This is a genomic window from Nocardia otitidiscaviarum (assembly GCF_007362295.1).
Taxonomy (GTDB): domain Bacteria; phylum Actinomycetota; class Actinomycetes; order Mycobacteriales; family Mycobacteriaceae; genus Nocardia; species Nocardia otitidiscaviarum.
This window is the reverse complement of record NZ_CP041695.1, coordinates 5,651,951-5,666,642: the sequence shown is the minus strand read 5'-3', so window position 1 is coordinate 5,666,642 and position 14,692 is coordinate 5,651,951. Positions and strand designations below refer to the sequence as shown.

Here is a 14,692-nt window from a genome sequence, read left to right as displayed (position 1 = left end):
GGGCCGCGCCAGTTGTGCGCGGCCCGTTCGCGCTGGCGCTAAGGTCGGTGTATGGCTGAACCACCCGACATTCGCATCGGCACCGCCGAACGCGAGGACGCCATGCGGCGGCTGTCGAATCACTTCGCCGCCGGGCGGTTGAGCGTGGCCGAATTCGACGAGCGCAGTGCGATCGTGGCGGCGGCGGTGACGCGGGGCGATCTCGAGCAGGTGTTCACGGATCTGCCCGCGCCGGTGTCGCTGGAGAAGCCGAAACCGGCCGCGCGCGGATTCCGTCTACCCGCCGGAGTGCCCGAACGGGTGATGCCGGTGGTCACCATTCTCGCGCTGATCCTGTTTCTGGTGACCCACCAGTGGTGGTTCTTCCTCGCCATTCCGCTGGTGGGCGCGCTGCTGTTCGGGGACCGCCGCGGGCACGGCCGCTGGCACTGACGACGGAAGGCTGTATGGAACCCATCGAGATCAACGCGGGCGGATGGTATCTGCGCGCCCTGCGCGCCGATGAGCGCATCGACGACCGGCCCGCGCTGGTCGATGGCGGCATCACCGATCCCGACTATGTGGTGCGGCGGGCGCTGGAATGGGACGACGAGACGCACTTCTCCTGGGCGGTGTGCGTGCCCACCACCGCCGAGATGGTCGCGGAGATCGGCGCGACGCCCGAGGGCGACGGCACCGCCGTCATCTCCGGCTGGGCCCGCGACGGCTACGACACAGCTCTCGCCGACGGCCGCACGGCGGTGCGGCGTTTCGTCCAGGGTGCGCTGGGCCTCGAACCCCGCGACATCCCCGTCGACCGCTGACCCGTCCGGTCCGGACATTTCCTGAACGTCGAAAAACCCTGCTTCACCTGGGTATTCGCTCGTCCGGGTGGAAATAATCGCTCGTGCTCACCCGGGTCGCGGTGGGACTCTCGGAGCACCACCCGATACCGAGCCGAGCGGAGACGCACATGTGGGCCTGGAGCGAACACCACGCCGAACACGCGGCCGCGGCGAGCTGGACAACCTGGCGGACCGGCACGCCGAAACCGACCGTCACCGACCCACAACCCTGGACCGAACCACAGCGCACCGAACCCGCCCGCACCGAAGGCCACGGCGCTCGCCGGGCGGGCGAGCCCGGCGGCCGCAGGGCGGTTGGCCGCGAGTCGAACAGCCACCGGGCTCCGGCGCGGCCCGCCGGGAACGCCCCCGAGAGGCGAAATGGCCTGGAGCGGAAGGGAGCTTCAGAGACTCGACCCGGGGCGGCAGCGACCGAACCCGCGGTCGGCTCTCCGGCCGATGGCGTCGAGCGGCGGGCCGATGTGCGCTCGGCTACCGCCGCGCTCGCGACCGCCGGTGAATCCCCGCGCGCCGTAGCCAAGGCGGCCTCCGCGTGCGCGACTCGGACTGCGGGGGCTGTGGCCGTCGATGCGTCGCCGGTTTTCGGCCCGCGATTCGCGCCGGCGACGAGATGCGGCGAGCGCGTGGTCCTCGGGCGTGCGTTGCCGAGCCGGAGCGGCTAGACCGGGGCGGTCAACTCCTCAGCGTCAGGTGCAGTAGCGGATACGGGCGCCCCTCGCCGTCCGTCTCGCTGCGGCCCGTGACGACGAACCCCTTGCGGACATAGAAGCCGACGGCCTGATCGTTCTGTTCGTTGACGTCCACGGTGCGGCCGTCGAATTCGGCGACGTCAACCGGACCTGAGGGAAGTACGACCCTGCCAACTGCCCCTCGATCGCGTCGCGGTCCGGGGCAGCGAGGAAGTGATGCGTGGCATCGACCGCGCTACGCCAGATCTCGACGAGTCTCGGGTATTCGACGGGTCCCACGCTCGCGCGCAATCGAATCACCGTCGGGTTCCGCATGGTCGGACGTGCTCGACGCCACTGATATCCGAGTACGGGCAGCGCGTCCGGTGATGCCGGGGGAGGGACTCGCACGGAGTGCGGCCGGATCACGTGGCGGGGGTGGGGGAGTAGCGTGCCCGGCATGGAACGGGCGCCTTTGGATGTGGAGCGGTTGCGGCGGGAGATCGCCGGGGCGGCAGAGTTGGGGTTCTTCACCGGGATCGAGGTGGTGGAGTCGACCGGGTCGACCAATGCGGATCTGGTCGCGCGGGCGGCGGATCCGGGGGTGGATCGGGTGGTGTTGCTCGCCGAGGCGCAGGAACGGGGGCGGGGGCGGCACGAGCGGGCGTGGGAGAGTCCGGCGCGGGCGCAGATCGCCATGTCGATCCTGGTGCGGCTGCCGGGGATCGATCCGGAGGTGCTCGGGTGGCTGCCGCTGCTGACGGGGGTGGCGGTGGTGGACGCCGTGCGTGCGGTCGCGGGCGTCGACGCCGCGCTGAAGTGGCCGAACGATGTGCTGGTCGACGGGCGCAAACTGTCCGGCATTCTGGCGGAGGTCGCGGCGAGCGCACCCGATCCCGCCGTGGTGATGGGCATCGGCCTGAACGTGAGCCTCACCGAGGCCGAACTCCCGGTCCCGCACGCCACCTCGCTCGCCCTGCTGGGCGCCGCCGACACCGACCGCACCGATCTGGCCTTGGCCATCCTCCGCGAATTCGCCCGCCGCCTCACCGCCTGGCGCGCCGCGAACTGGTCGGTCACCGACCTCGCCGCCGCCTATCGCGAACGCTGCGCCACCCTGGGCGCCGAGGTCCGCGCCGAACTCCCCAACGGCCAGGCGCTCACCGGCATCGCCACCGGCATCGACGACCACGGCCGCCTGCGCATCGGCGACCAGGCCGTCACCGCGGGCGACGTCACCCACCTGCGCCCGGCCTGAGCAACCTCCTGACCCGTCCGATCAGAGTCGGGGGGCCGGGGGTTGCGAGCGCGGCCTGGGCGGCGGTCGCGAATTCTCCCGCGCTGGAATGGCGGTCGGCTGGGTCGCGGGCCATGCCGCGGGCGATGACGGCGTCCAGTGCTCCCGGTAGCTCCGGGCGGACCACCGAGGCGCGGGGGCGGTCGGCATTGACGTGGGCGTACATGAGGCGGGCCGGGTTGCGGTCGCGGAAAGGTCGTTCGCCCGTGAGGCATTCGTAGAGCACGCAGGCCAGCGAGTAGATGTCGGAGCGTGCGGAGGCGGTGCCGGTGAACCGTTCCGGGGCCATGTAGGCGGGGGTGCCGACCACCATGCCGGAGAGTGTCACCGGGGTCTGCCCGTCCTGCTGGGCGGTGCCGAAGTCGATGAGGTAGGCGATGTCGTCGAGCGCCACCATGATGTTGGCGGGCTTGACATCCCGGTGGATCACCCCGGCCGCGTGCGCCTCGTCCAGTGCCGTCGCCACCTGCGCGATGAGCGTCACGGCCGACGCGGGCGGGCGCGGCCCCTCCCATTCCAGCAGCGCCTCGAGATCGACCCCGTCGATGAAACCGGTCTCGATGAACAGCCGTCCCTCCAGCTCCCCGAAGGTGTGCAGCAGCGCCACGTGCGGCCCGCGCAGGCGGGCCGCGGCGCGGGCTTCGCGTTCGAAGCGCCGCCGATAGGAGGGGTCGGCGGCGAGAGCCGGGGCCAGCACCTTCAGTGCCACGGTGCGGTCGGTCAGGGTGTCGTGCGCACGCCAGACCTGCCCCGATCCACCACTGCCCAGCAGTTCGTCGAGGCGGTACCGACCCAGCTGACCGTCCCCCACGCCAGATCCTCTCGTACCGGACAAGTCTCACTGGGGGAACACCCTACGGCCTGGCTATAACGGCTGGAAAACGCTCAGGCGGGCTGCAGTTCGCCGCGCGCGGCCTCGCGGGCGAGCAGCCGGTCGCGCTGCTCCTCGAACTTGAGCACATCGGCCTCCATCTTCTCCAGCCAGGTGCCGAGCTGTTCGCGCGCCTGTTCGCCGCGCGTCCCGAAGTCGTTGCGCTCGAAGACATTCCACTGCTTGAGCACGGGCTTGACCACCTCGTCGAGATGCTGGCGCAGATCGTAGATGCCGTGCTTGGCCATGAGTACGCCGTTGCGCCGGAAGTTGGGCATGCCGTAGCCGGGCATCACGAAGTTGGTGAGCACCTTGGTGATCGCCGCGATGGCCTGATCCGGCACCAGATCCAGTCCGGCCCCGCACAGGGTGCGGTAGAAGATCATGTGCAGGTTCTCGTCGGCCGCGATGCGCTGGAGCATGCGGTCGGCGACGGGGTCCTCGCACACCCGGCCGGTATTGCGGTGCGAGACCCGGGTGGCCAACTCCTGGAAGGTCACGTACGCGACATTGTCGAGGAAACCGCCCCATTCGGCGGGCGACTTGGCCCCGTTGGTCATGTGCACCATGCGCGCCTGCTCCAGCGCGACCGGGTCGACGCCGCGGGTGACCACCAGATAGTCGCGGATCACGATGCCGTGGCGGTTCTCCTCGGCGGTCCACCGCCCGACCCAGGTGCCCCAGGCCCCGTCCATCGAGAAGTTCTCGGAGATCTCCCGGTGGTAGGAGGGCAGATTGTCCTCGGTGAGCAGGTTGGTGACCATGGCGACCTTGGCGACCTCGCTGAGCTTGGACTGCTCGGGATCCCAGTCCACACCGCCCATGGCGGCGAAGTTGCGCCCCTCGTCCCAGGGCACGTAGTCGTGCGGATGCCAGTCCTTGGCCATGGACAGGTGCCGATTCAGATTCTGTTCGGCCACCGGTTCCAGTGCCATGAGTATTTCGAGCTGGGTCAGATCCTTGGTCACACACGCCTCCTGTGTCTTGCGGGGTGGAGCAGGACTGTGCACATGCGCGGGACTAGCTGATGGTTCCCCCTACAGCCGAACGATTGTGCCGCAGAACAAGGTCCCGCGTGCGGTATTCGAAGCATCCTTCCGGGGTAATCTGCCGGTATGGCATATCCGGAGGAAGCGCTGGCACCGGACGAACAGCTGCTGCTGCATCGCCATCCGCACTGGAAGATGTTGTTCCTGCCCGCCGTCGCGTTCATCTTCGTGACCGCGCTGGCCGGTTTCGGCTTCGGTCTCGCTTCGCGCGCTCCGCTGGGGATACTGCGCACCGCGTTCATGATCGCGGTGCCGGTGGCGTGGGTGCTGTTGGTGATCTGGTGGTGCATCGTCCCCCTGATCGCCTGGCGAACCACGCATTTCATCGTGACCGACCGCCGGGTGCTGGTCCGGGAGGGCGTGCTCACTCACACCGGCATCGACATCCCGATGACGCGCATCTCCAGTGTGCAGTTCAGTCACGGCCTGTCCGACCGGTTGCTGGGCGCGGGCACCCTGACCATCACCTCGGCGTCGGAGGAGCCGCTCGAGTTCACCGACATCCCGCGGGTGCAGCAGGTGCACGGGCTGGTGTATCACCAGGTTTTCGATGTGGTGCAACAGGACCCGCGCAACGGCAACGGTCGTTAGCGCGTTCGGCCCGGTTCTACCCGTAGTCTTGGGTCCGTGACCGCCGTACTGCTGGCCGAAGACGACGAGGCCATCGCCGCACCGCTGTCGCGGGCGCTGGGGCGTGAGGGTTATTCGGTGACCGTGGAGAGCTTCGGCCCCGCGGTCCTGCAGCGTGCCCTGGAGGGCGAGCACGACCTGCTGATCCTCGATCTCGGGTTGCCCGGGATGGACGGCCTCGAGGTGTGCCGGCAGGTGCGGGCGCGCGGCGCGGATCTGGCCGTGCTGATGCTCACCGCCCGCACCGACGAGGTCGATTTCGTGGTGGGCCTGGACGCGGGCGCCGACGACTACGTGGGCAAACCCTTCCGGCTGGCCGAGTTGCTGGCCCGGGTGCGGGCGCTGTTGCGCCGCAGCGGAATCGGGGACGAGGCGGTGGAGGTCGGCGGTATCCGCCTGGAGCCCGCCGCGCGCCGGGTGCTGGTGAACGGGGTGGAGGTGAATCTCGCGAACAAGGAGTACGAACTGCTCAAGGTGCTGATCGACCGGGCTGGACAGGTGGTGCCGCGCGAGACCATCCTGCGCGAGGTGTGGGGTGACGCGGACCTGCGCGGTTCGAAGACCTTGGACATGCACATGTCGTGGCTGCGCCGCAAGATCGGCGACGAGGGGCCGGTGGCCGAGCGCCGGATCGTGACGGTGCGCGGCGTAGGCTTCCGCTTCAATACCGACTAGGTGAACAGCCTGGTCCGTGCGCAGGCGCGCACCACCGAGCAGCCCCCAGTGAAGCGAGGCATGTCGACGATGCGGCGCAGAATTCTCATGTCCATGGTGGCCGCACTGACCTTGACGACGCTGGTCCTCGGCATTCCGCTGGCATACACGGCGTGGCAGTGGGTCGAGGATATGACCCGCAACGATCTACGCGGCCGCCTGGAACGCATCTCCACGGAGGTGATCGCGCAGGAACCGGACGGTCTGGTGCACGGTGAGCTGGATCTGCGCTCGGTGCGCCCGCTCATTCCGGCGGGCGGCCGGTTGACCATTATCTATCCGACCGAGCGGACCGTCGCGCACCGCGTGGACGTCGGCGTCGACTACGTCGACGATCCCATCGTGGAGTCACTGTCCATGGGCACCTCGGTCTCGCTGCGCCTGGAAACCCCTGCCTCCCCGATGCATTCGATGCAGCGCAAGGCGCTCGGCGCGGTGGCGGGCCTGGTGCTGCTGTCGCTGGGCGCGGGTATCGCGGTGGCCACGGTGACCGCGCGCCGGGTGGCCGACCCGCTGCGCGATGTGGCGGCCCGCGCCGCCCGGCTGGCCATGGGCGACTTCCGCGCCGACCCGCGCCGCCACGGCATCACCGAACTGGATCGCGTCTCCGATGTGCTGGATTCGGCGACCGTGGAGATCGCGGGCCGCCTGCAACGCGAGCACGCCCTGGTGGCCGACGTCTCGCATCAGCTGCGCAGCCGCCTGACCGCGGTGCGCCTGCGCCTGGACGAGCTGTCGGAGTACTCGGACCCGGATGTGGTGCACGAGGCCGAGGAGGCCATGGCGCAGGTGGATCGCCTCACCGACGCCATCGACGATCTGGTGCGCGCCTCCCGGGACGAGGGCGCGGCCGAGCGCGATCCGGTGCCGGTGATCGACGAACTGCGCGGAGTGGTGTCGGAATGGCGGCATCCGTTCGCGGAGGCGGGTCGCAAACTGGTGCTGGCGGGCGATCCGACGCTGCGCGCGCCCATCACCGGTTCCCGGTTGCGGGAGGCGGTGGCGGTGCTGGTCGACAATGCTCTCATGCACGGCGGTGGCACCTGCACGGTGTCGGTGCGCACGGTGACGGGCGGGCGGGACCGGGAGCCGCTGGTGTGCGTGGAGGTGGCCGACGAGGGCCACGGGGTGCGCGACGAACTCGCCCCGCACATCTTCGACCGCGGGTTCTCGGCGGGTGGTTCCACGGGTGTGGGGCTGGCGCTGGCCCGCGCCCTCATCGAGGCCGACGGCGGCCGGCTGGAGTTGCAGCGTCGCCGCCCGGCGCTGTTCGCGGTCTTCCTGGGCGCGCCCGCCGCGAATCGCGTCCAGGGCGAGGTGGTCGCCGAACCGCGGTAGCGGCTAGCTGTGGCCGAGCTGTTCCTCGCCGAGCAGATCCTCGAGTTCCTCTTCGATCTGGCGCATCTCGTCGGGGAAGACCCAGCGCCGCATGGCCCAGAACCGGAACACCATCTGCAGGATATTGCCGATGATGAAGGCGCTGATGAAGTCGGTGATGTTCTCGGCGGTGAGGCTGATATTCGGCACCTGCAGGTGCAGCATGTACCGCGAGATCCACAGCGGTGTGAAGCTCAGCACCACGCCGATACCGCTGACCGCGAAGAACAGCAGGGCCTCGTGGTGTTTCTCCCGTCCGCCCCGATTCTCGAACGTCCATTCGCGATTGAGAATGTAGGAGGCGATCACCGCGATCACCCCGGAGATGATCTTGGCGGTTACCGGCTTCGGTTCCAGAATGGTCAATTTCAGGAAGTAGAAGATGCCGCTGTCGATGACGAACGTGGTGGCGCCCACGATCGCGAACTTGATCAGTTCGTGATGGCGGATCGCGAGATCCCGCAGCGGTGTGGGCAGCAGTTTTACCACGTCGTCGACAAATGACACGAGGCCGAGTCTACGTGCCCGCGATACCGGGTCGGCAACCCGCAGGCACGGGGCCCCGGGGCACCATGACAATATTGTCGAACGTGAGCGCACGTTCCTTCGATTCCTCGGCCATGCCCACGGTCACCATGATCGGTGGCGGTCAGCTGGCGCGGATGACCCATCAGGCGGCGGTCGCGCTCGGGCAGCGGCTGCGCGTCCTCGCCGAACGGCCCGACGACCCGGCCGCCCAGGTGACACCCGAGGTGGTGCTGGGCACCCACACCGACCTGGCCGCGCTACGTAAGGCCGCGGTCGGCTCGCACGCGGTGACCTTCGACCACGAGCACGTGCCCACCGAGCACCTGGAGACGCTCATCGCGGAGGGCGTGAACGTGCAGCCGCCGCCGGGCGCGCTCGTCTACGCCCAGGACAAGCTGGCCATGCGCCGCAAGCTGGCGGAGCTGGGCGTGCCGGTGCCGGCGTTCACCGCCGTGGCGTCGGCGGCCGACGCCGTCGCGTTCGGTGACGAGCACGGCTGGCCCTTCGTGCTGAAGGCGGTGCGCGGCGGCTACGACGGTCGCGGCGTGTGGATGCCCGCCGATGCCGCCGAGGCCACCCGCATCGCCGACGACCAGCTGGCGCACGGTGTCGCGCTGCTGGCCGAGGCCAAGGTGGACCTGAAGCGTGAGCTGTCGGCCATGGTGGCGCGCTCGCCGTTCGGGCAGGCCGCCGTCTGGCCGGTGGTGGAGACCGTGCAGCGCAACGGCCAGTGCGCCGTGGTGATCGCGCCCGCCCCGGAGCTGCCCGAGCAGCGTGCCACCGAGGCGTCGGCCCTGGCGCTGCGGCTGGCCTCCGAACTCGGCACCACGGGCGCGATGGCGGTGGAGCTGTTCGAGACCCATGCCGGTGAGCTGCTGGTGAACGAGTTGGCCATGCGCCCGCACAACAGCGGCCACTGGAGCATGGACGGCGCGGTCACCGGCCAGTTCGAACAGCATCTGCGCGCGGTGCTGGACTATCCGCTGGGCGATACCGCGCCGCTGGCCCCGGTCACCGTGATGGCGAATATCCTCGGCGCGCCCGAAGCCCCCGCCATGTCCATGGACGAGCGGCTGCACCACCTGTTCGCCCGCATGCCGGACGCTCGGGTGCACCTCTACGGCAAGGGCGAGCGGCCCGACCGCAAGATCGGGCACATCAATATCCTCGGCGACGACGTCGCCGCCACACGCGAGCAGGCCGAGCGGGCGGCGCACTGGATGTCGCACGCGGTATGGACCGACGGATGGGATCCGCATCATGAGTGATACCGAGCGCACCGCGCCGCAGGTCGGCCTGATCATGGGCTCCGACTCCGACTGGCCGACCATGCAGGCGGCCGCGGAAGCCCTGGCGGAGTTCGGCATTCGCTTCGAGGTGGGTGTGGTGTCGGCGCACCGCACCCCGCAGCGCATGCTCGACTACGCCAGGGAGGCGGCGGGCCGCGGCATCCAGGTGATCATCGCGGGCGCGGGCGGTGCGGCGCATCTGCCCGGCATGGTCGCCTCGGCCACCCCGCTGCCCGTGATCGGCGTCCCGGTGCCGCTGAAGTACCTGGACGGCATGGACTCACTGCTGTCCATCGTGCAGATGCCCGCGGGCGTGCCGGTCGCCACGGTCTCCATCGGCGGCGCGCGCAACGCGGGCCTGCTGGCGGTCCGCATCCTGGCCGCCGCCGATCCGGACCTGCGCGTGCGCATGGAGCAGTTCCAGGCCGATCTGGAGAAGCTCGTCCTGGAGAAGGACGACGCCCTGCGCGCCCGGTTGCTGGGATGAGCCCGGCGGCCACCGCACCGTGAACTCCATTCCGCGACAGCTGAGTTCGAGACCGCATGGGTGACTCCAGGGGCACGCCCGAGCGTGGCGACGGCACCGCGGCACGGGTTCGCGACGCGACCGCCGGTGCGGCGAAGGCACGCGGCGGCGGGGGAGCCATCGCGACCGCGCGGCGGTTGACCGTGGTCGATCAGGCGTTGCGGTTGTTCGCCGAGAAGGGGTACGAGGCGACGACGGTCGATGAGATCGCGGAGGCGGCGGGGATCTCCCGGCGCACCTTCTTCCGGCAGTTCCGGGCCAAGGAGGATGTGGTCTTCGCCGATCACGAATCGCAGTTGGCGCAGGCGCGGGAGTTCCTGGACGGGTGGGACGGCGATCCGTGGGCGGGTGTGCTCGCGGCGGTCGTCGGGGTGTTCGAGCGGTTCACGCAGTGGCGGGAGCTGGCGGCGCGGCGGTATCGCGTGGTGCGGCAGGTGCCCGCGCTGCGGGAGCGCGAGATCGTGACGGTTTTCCGCTACGAGCGGCTGTTCACCGACTACCTGCGCGAACGCCTGCGCGGGGAATCGGATCTGGCGTTGGTGCAGTTCACCGCGGCGGTGACGGCGACGCACAACTATCTGCTGCGCCGGATGGTGCGCGGGGAGTCCGATGCGAGCCCGGCCGATCTGCGGGCGGCACTGGATGCCATTCCGCGGGGCGTTGTCGACGCCGCGGACGAATCCGACCAGTTGGTCGTGGCCGTCTTCCCGCGCACGCTGTCGCCCCGGCAGGTCGCCGATCTGCTGGCCCGTCGCCTGGATACCCTGGACTGATCCGCACGTGTCGAATCTGACACTGCGTGCCACGGCCTGATGGGGTAGTAACCGCACGTGGCCGCGATTTGGCGGCGTATACTCGGCGACGGTTGGCACTGAGTGCCGAGATGCTGGAGATGGCGCTGGCGAGCAGCGGCGATCCGAAACCACGAACCAGGAGTGAACTCATGGCGGGCAACCCCGACTTCAATCTGTTCCAGCTCGAGGACTTCCACCACGAGCTGCGCGAGGCCATTCGCGGTCTGTCCGAGAAGGAGATCGCGCCCTACGCCAAGGACGTCGACGGCAACTCCCGGTTCCCGGAGGAGGCGCTGACCGCCCTCAACGCCGCCGGTTTCAACGCCGTGCACGTGCCCGAGGCCTACGGCGGCCAGGGCGCGGACTCCGTCGCCACCTGCATCGTGATCGAAGAGGTCGCCCGCGTCTGCGGGTCCTCCTCGCTCATCCCGGCCGTGAACAAGCTCGGCACCATGGGCCTGATCCTCAACGGCTCCGAGGAACTCAAGCAGCAGGTCCTCGCCGACATCGTGGCCGGCAAGATGGCCTCCTACGCCCTGTCCGAGCGGGAGGCCGGTTCCGACGCCGCCTCCATGCGCACCCGCGCCCGCCAGGACGGCGACGGCTGGATCATCAACGGCTCCAAATGCTGGATCACCAACGGCGGCAAGTCCGACTGGTACACCGTCATGGCCGTGACCGACCCGGACAAGGGCGCCAACGGCATCTCCGCGTTCATGGTCCACAAGGACGACGAGGGCTTCGTGGTGGGCCCGCTGGAGCACAAGCTGGGCATCAAGGGCTCCCCGACCGCCGAGCTGTACTTCGAGAACTGCAAGGTTCCCGGCGACCGCATCATCGGCGAGCCCGGCACCGGCTTCAAGACCGCGCTGCAGACCCTGGACCACACCCGCCCCACCATCGGCGCGCAGGCCGTCGGCCTGGCTCAGGGCGCGCTGGATGCGGCCATCGCCTACACCAAGGACCGCAAGCAGTTCGGCAAGGCCATCGCCGACTTCCAGAACACCCAGTTCATGCTGGCCGATATGGCCATGAAGGTGGAGGCCGCCCGCCTCATGGTCTACACCTCCGCCGCCCGCGCCGAGCGTGGCGAGCAGAACCTCGGCTTCATCTCCGCGGCCGCCAAGTGCTTCGCCTCGGATGTGGCCATGGAGGTCACCACCAATGCCGTGCAGCTCTTCGGCGGCGCGGGCTACACCACCGACTTCCCGGTGGAGCGCATGATGCGCGACGCCAAGATCACGCAGATCTACGAGGGCACCAACCAGATTCAGCGCCTGGTGATGTCGCGCGCCATTCTGCGCTGAGCGGACCGCGCGGGATTTCGTACGCGCGGCTGAGAATCCGCGCGTGCAGCTGAAATCTCTTGTGTAGCCATGGGATAACTCCGGTGGCCGACCCACCGCTGGACTGCGGGGTGGGCGGTTAGCCGGAGTTTTCCTTTTTATCCTTCGGGTGGCGGGGCTCGATTTCGGGGCTGTCCAGGCCGGGGTGAGGGGAGCAGTATGGTTCCATGGCCGGCGTCGAAATCAACGACAGGTTCGTCCGGCGCACGTTGGACAACGGGCGAGTGGAAGAGGTTTCGTGGACGGAACTGTCGGAGGTACGAATCATCACCACGGCGGACGGACCGTTCGCCGAGGACGTGTTCTTCGTGCTGATCAGTGCGTCCGGAAAAGGCTGCGTGGTACCGCATTCGGCGGCTGACACCGCATTCCTCGCCCGCCTGCAGGCACTACCCGGCTTCGACAACGAGAAGGTCATCGAGGCCATGGTCAGCACCACCGACCGGCAATTCCTGGTCTGGCGACGAGCGGCGTCCCGCCGCCGCCGGCATTGACCTAGGCCACCAGATCCGCGTACTCCGGGTTCTCGGCGATGAACTTCTCCACGTACCAGCAGGTCGGAATAACGGTGAATCCCGCCTCGCGGGAATCGCGCAGCGCGAATTCCACCACCTGCGCGGCCACCTTGCGTCCCCGGAATTCCGGGAAGGTCAGCGTGTGCTGGAAATCGCGGACCCGCACGTCCCCGTCCACGCGTTCGGCGTAGTCGGCGTAGCCCGCGAGAGTGTCGTCGAGATAGATCTCGTAGCGGGTGGCCGCGACATTGTGTTCGAGCCTGGTGGTCATGTTCGAGTGAACTCCCTTGTGACGAGGATTGTTCCGACGGGCCGGAACGGACTAGAGCACGGCCCCGGGGTTGAGGATGCCGTGCGGGTCGAGGGCGTGTTTGATGCGGCGGGTCAGGTCCATGACCTCGGGGCCGACCTGGTCGGGTAGCCAGGCTTTCTTGAGGCGGCCGACGCCGTGTTCGCCGGTGATGGTGCCGCCGAGGGCGATGGCGAGGTCCATGATCTCTCCGAAGGCCTGGTGGGCGCGTTCGGTTTCGTCGGGGTTGTTCGGGTCGTGCACGATGAGCGGGTGGGTGTTGCCGTCGCCGGCGTGGGCGATGACCGAGACCAGCACCTGACGGCGGGCGGCGATATCGGCGATACCCGTGACGAGCTCGCCCAAACGCGGTAGCGGGACGCCGACGTCCTCGAGCAGCAGCGGGCCTTTGCGTTCCACGGCGGGGATGGCGAAGCGGCGTGCGGCGCAGAACGCCTCGCCTTCGTCGGGGTCGTCGGTGCGGAAGGCTTCGGTGGCTCCGGCTTTCTCGCAGGCGGTGAGCATGAGGTCGGCTTCGTGTCCGGCGTGCTCGCCGGGGGCGTCGGAGCGGGCGACCAAGAGTCCGGCGGCGGTGCGGTCCAGGCCCATGCGCAGCTCGTCCTCGACGGCGTTGACGGCGACGGAGTCCATGAACTCGAGCATGGAGGGTCGTAGTGTGCCGGTGATGGCGAGGATGGCCTCGGTGGCGGCGGTGAGGGTGGGGAAGGTGGCCACCACGGTGGACTGTGGCGGTTGGGCGGGCAGCAGCCGCAGGGTGAGTTCGGTGATGATGCCGAGGGTGCCCTCGCTGCCGACGAACAGCTTGGTCAGCGACAGTCCGGCGGAGTCCTTCAATCGGGGTCCGCCCAGGCGTGCGGTGGTGCCGTCGGCGAGGACGACTTCCATGCCGAGGATGTAGTCGGTGGTGACGCCGTATTTCACGCAGCACAGGCCGCCGGCGTTGGTGGCGGCGTTGCCGCCGATGGAGCAGATCTCGAACGAGGACGGGTCGGGTGGGTACCACAGGCCGTGGTCGGCGGCGGCGCGTTTGACCTCGGCGTTGAGCAGTCCGGGTTGGGTCACGGCGGTGCGGGTGACGGTGTCGACGGTGATGGCCCGCATGCGTTCGGTGCTCAGCAGCAGTGCGCCGTGTTGGGCGGTGGCTCCGCCGGAGAGTCCGGTGCCCGCGCCGCGCGGTACCACCGGCACCCGGTGGTGGTGCGCCCAGCCCATGATGGTGGCCACCTGTGCGGTCTCGGTGGGGCGGAGCAGGGCCAGGGCGATGCCGGCGTCGGGGTCCAGGGCGCGGTCCTGGCGGTAGCCGCCCAGGACGTCGGGATCGGTGACCACCATGCCGTCGGGCAGCAGAGCGCGAAGCGAATCGAGATCGGGGGCAGAGCTGTGCGGGTCCACAGTGGAGAAACTACGTGGCGAGCGCGCGGAAGTGGGGAACCGGTCCCATGTCCATGCTCCTCGTCCGGCCGGTGGCGCGGGCGCAGTACACTGCGGGCCGTGTCCGATCCCAAGCTCGAAATCCAAATGCTGCACGACCGCGTCATGGTCAAGATCAATCAGGACGCGGGGGAGCGGCGCAGCAGCGGGGGCATTCTGATCCCGGCGACCGCGCAGGTCGCCAAGCGGCTGTCCTGGGGCGAGGTGTGCGGCGTGGGTTCGCACGTGCGCGCGGTGAGCGTCGGCGACCAGGTGCTCTTCGGTGCCGAGGATCAGTACGAGGTGGAGATCCAGGGGCAGGCGTACTACGTGCTGCGGGAGCGGGACCTGCACGCCGTGGCGAACGAGCGCCCGGAGCACGGCACCGGTCTATACCTCTAGCTGCCGATACCGCCAGCCCACTTGCGCGCCACCCGCTTGCGTCCGATTCGCCGCATTCTTGGCAACTATTAACCAAACATTTGCCATCGCGCGGGCGTACGCGATTGCTCCGGCCACCGGC

Annotated in this window: 17 protein-coding genes and 1 pseudogene; 12 read left to right on the top strand and 6 right to left on the bottom strand. The window is 69.1% G+C overall.

The genetic code is table 11. The features are described from left to right. Positions 1-51 precede the first annotated feature (51 nt). Positions 52-432 carry a DUF1707 SHOCT-like domain-containing protein gene (locus FOH10_RS25465; protein ID WP_143982621.1) on the top strand — a complete coding sequence of 127 codons (381 nt, stop codon included), beginning with the start codon at positions 52-54 and terminating at the stop codon, positions 430-432. Positions 433-446: 14 nt separating this feature from the next. Further along, complete coding sequence (locus FOH10_RS25460; RefSeq protein WP_143982620.1) at positions 447-803, top strand: hypothetical protein; 357 nt, start codon at positions 447-449, stop codon at positions 801-803. A gap of 714 nt (positions 804-1,517) precedes the next feature. On the opposite strand, the pseudogene FOH10_RS25455 reads toward FOH10_RS25460, so the two are convergent. After that, positions 1,518-1,849 (bottom strand): annotated as a pseudogene (locus FOH10_RS25455) (GNAT family protein). Between the two features lie 124 nt (positions 1,850-1,973). On the opposite strand from FOH10_RS25455, the gene FOH10_RS25450 reads away from it, so the two are divergent. Further along, positions 1,974-2,771 (top strand): biotin--[acetyl-CoA-carboxylase] ligase, encoded by a 798-nt coding sequence (locus FOH10_RS25450; protein ID WP_143982619.1) that lies wholly within the window; start codon positions 1,974-1,976, stop codon positions 2,769-2,771. Here the strand turns inward: FOH10_RS25450 and FOH10_RS25445 are convergent. Together FOH10_RS25445 and FOH10_RS25440 are read right to left on the bottom strand one after the other, a co-directional pair. Beyond that, positions 2,749-3,621, bottom strand: coding sequence for a serine/threonine-protein kinase (locus FOH10_RS25445; protein WP_186000584.1), 873 nt, complete (start codon positions 3,619-3,621; stop codon positions 2,749-2,751). The two genes, FOH10_RS25450 and FOH10_RS25445, sit on opposite strands and share 23 nt — an antisense overlap. Before the next feature lie 74 nt (positions 3,622-3,695). Beyond that, the gene (locus tag FOH10_RS25440) at positions 3,696-4,649 is read right to left on the bottom strand and encodes an acyl-ACP desaturase (protein ID WP_143982617.1); all 954 of its coding nucleotides are present in this window, start codon (positions 4,647-4,649) and stop codon (positions 3,696-3,698) included. Positions 4,650-4,796: 147 nt separating this feature from the next. Between FOH10_RS25440 and FOH10_RS25435 the strand changes: the two genes are divergently transcribed. The 3 genes from FOH10_RS25435 (at position 4,797) to FOH10_RS25425 (ending at position 7,412) form a co-directional block, all read left to right on the top strand. Further along, positions 4,797-5,321 carry a PH domain-containing protein gene (locus tag FOH10_RS25435; protein WP_039810487.1) on the top strand — a complete coding sequence of 175 codons (525 nt, stop codon included), beginning with the start codon at positions 4,797-4,799 and terminating at the stop codon, positions 5,319-5,321. A 36-nt stretch (positions 5,322-5,357) separates the two neighbouring features. Further along, positions 5,358-6,035: a response regulator transcription factor gene (locus FOH10_RS25430; RefSeq protein ID WP_029925688.1), complete on the top strand. Its 678-nt coding sequence runs from the start codon at positions 5,358-5,360 to the stop codon at positions 6,033-6,035. Positions 6,036-6,104: 69 nt separating this feature from the next. Further along, positions 6,105-7,412, top strand: a complete 1,308-nt coding sequence (locus FOH10_RS25425; RefSeq protein WP_029925689.1) for a sensor histidine kinase — start codon at positions 6,105-6,107, stop codon at positions 7,410-7,412. Positions 7,413-7,415: 3 nt separating this feature from the next. Here FOH10_RS25425 and FOH10_RS25420 read toward each other — a convergent pair whose 3' ends face one another. Then, the gene (locus FOH10_RS25420) at positions 7,416-7,958 is read right to left on the bottom strand and encodes a GtrA family protein (protein ID WP_029925691.1); all 543 of its coding nucleotides are present in this window, start codon (positions 7,956-7,958) and stop codon (positions 7,416-7,418) included. A 113-nt stretch (positions 7,959-8,071) separates the two neighbouring features. Between FOH10_RS25420 and FOH10_RS25415 the strand changes: the two genes are divergently transcribed. From FOH10_RS25415 to FOH10_RS25395, 5 genes are all read left to right on the top strand, one after another. Continuing rightward, positions 8,072-9,247: a 5-(carboxyamino)imidazole ribonucleotide synthase gene (locus FOH10_RS25415; protein ID WP_244962120.1), complete on the top strand. Its 1,176-nt coding sequence runs from the start codon at positions 8,072-8,074 to the stop codon at positions 9,245-9,247. Then, positions 9,240-9,755, top strand: coding sequence for a 5-(carboxyamino)imidazole ribonucleotide mutase (gene purE / locus FOH10_RS25410; protein ID WP_143982615.1), 516 nt, complete (start codon positions 9,240-9,242; stop codon positions 9,753-9,755). The genes FOH10_RS25415 and purE overlap by 8 nt, the downstream gene beginning before the upstream one ends. 56 nt (positions 9,756-9,811) lie before the next feature. Further along, positions 9,812-10,567: a TetR family transcriptional regulator gene (locus FOH10_RS25405; protein WP_143982614.1), complete on the top strand. Its 756-nt coding sequence runs from the start codon at positions 9,812-9,814 to the stop codon at positions 10,565-10,567. A 170-nt stretch (positions 10,568-10,737) separates the two neighbouring features. Further along, the gene (locus FOH10_RS25400) at positions 10,738-11,895 is read left to right on the top strand and encodes an acyl-CoA dehydrogenase (RefSeq protein WP_039810597.1); all 1,158 of its coding nucleotides are present in this window, start codon (positions 10,738-10,740) and stop codon (positions 11,893-11,895) included. Between the two features lie 206 nt (positions 11,896-12,101). After that, positions 12,102-12,428, top strand: a complete 327-nt coding sequence (locus tag FOH10_RS25395; protein ID WP_143982613.1) for a hypothetical protein — start codon at positions 12,102-12,104, stop codon at positions 12,426-12,428. Position 12,429: 1 nt separating this feature from the next. Here FOH10_RS25395 and FOH10_RS25390 read toward each other — a convergent pair whose 3' ends face one another. Both FOH10_RS25390 and FOH10_RS25385 read right to left on the bottom strand, forming a co-directional pair. Then, positions 12,430-12,720 carry a GNAT family N-acetyltransferase gene (locus tag FOH10_RS25390; RefSeq protein WP_143982612.1) on the bottom strand — a complete coding sequence of 97 codons (291 nt, stop codon included), beginning with the start codon at positions 12,718-12,720 and terminating at the stop codon, positions 12,430-12,432. Positions 12,721-12,771: 51 nt separating this feature from the next. Further along, positions 12,772-14,091 carry an FAD-binding oxidoreductase gene (locus FOH10_RS25385; RefSeq protein ID WP_143984313.1) on the bottom strand — a complete coding sequence of 440 codons (1,320 nt, stop codon included), beginning with the start codon at positions 14,089-14,091 and terminating at the stop codon, positions 12,772-12,774. A 159-nt stretch (positions 14,092-14,250) separates the two neighbouring features. Between FOH10_RS25385 and FOH10_RS25380 the strand changes: the two genes are divergently transcribed. Then, on the top strand, positions 14,251-14,571 hold the full coding sequence (locus FOH10_RS25380; protein ID WP_039810499.1) for a GroES family chaperonin: 321 nt from the start codon (positions 14,251-14,253) through the stop codon (positions 14,569-14,571). The last annotated feature ends 121 nt before the right edge of the window (positions 14,572-14,692 follow it).

Coding starts and splice junctions, on each gene's coding strand:
- FOH10_RS25465 (WP_143982621.1), top strand. CDS start 52: ATGGCTGAACCACCCGACATTCGCATCGGCACCGCCGAACGCGAGGAC.
- FOH10_RS25460 (WP_143982620.1), top strand. CDS start 447: ATGGAACCCATCGAGATCAACGCGGGCGGATGGTATCTGCGCGCCCTG.
- FOH10_RS25450 (WP_143982619.1), top strand. CDS start 1,974: ATGGAACGGGCGCCTTTGGATGTGGAGCGGTTGCGGCGGGAGATCGCC.
- FOH10_RS25435 (WP_039810487.1), top strand. CDS start 4,797: ATGGCATATCCGGAGGAAGCGCTGGCACCGGACGAACAGCTGCTGCTG.
- FOH10_RS25425 (WP_029925689.1), top strand. CDS start 6,105: ATGCGGCGCAGAATTCTCATGTCCATGGTGGCCGCACTGACCTTGACG.
- FOH10_RS25415 (WP_244962120.1), top strand. CDS start 8,072: ATGCCCACGGTCACCATGATCGGTGGCGGTCAGCTGGCGCGGATGACC.
- purE (WP_143982615.1), top strand. CDS start 9,240: ATGAGTGATACCGAGCGCACCGCGCCGCAGGTCGGCCTGATCATGGGC.
- FOH10_RS25405 (WP_143982614.1), top strand. CDS start 9,812: ATGGGTGACTCCAGGGGCACGCCCGAGCGTGGCGACGGCACCGCGGCA.
- FOH10_RS25400 (WP_039810597.1), top strand. CDS start 10,738: ATGGCGGGCAACCCCGACTTCAATCTGTTCCAGCTCGAGGACTTCCAC.
- FOH10_RS25395 (WP_143982613.1), top strand. CDS start 12,102: ATGGCCGGCGTCGAAATCAACGACAGGTTCGTCCGGCGCACGTTGGAC.
- FOH10_RS25390 (WP_143982612.1), bottom strand. CDS start 12,720: ATGACCACCAGGCTCGAACACAATGTCGCGGCCACCCGCTACGAGATC.
- FOH10_RS25385 (WP_143984313.1), bottom strand. CDS start 14,091: ATGGTGGTCACCGATCCCGACGTCCTGGGCGGCTACCGCCAGGACCGC.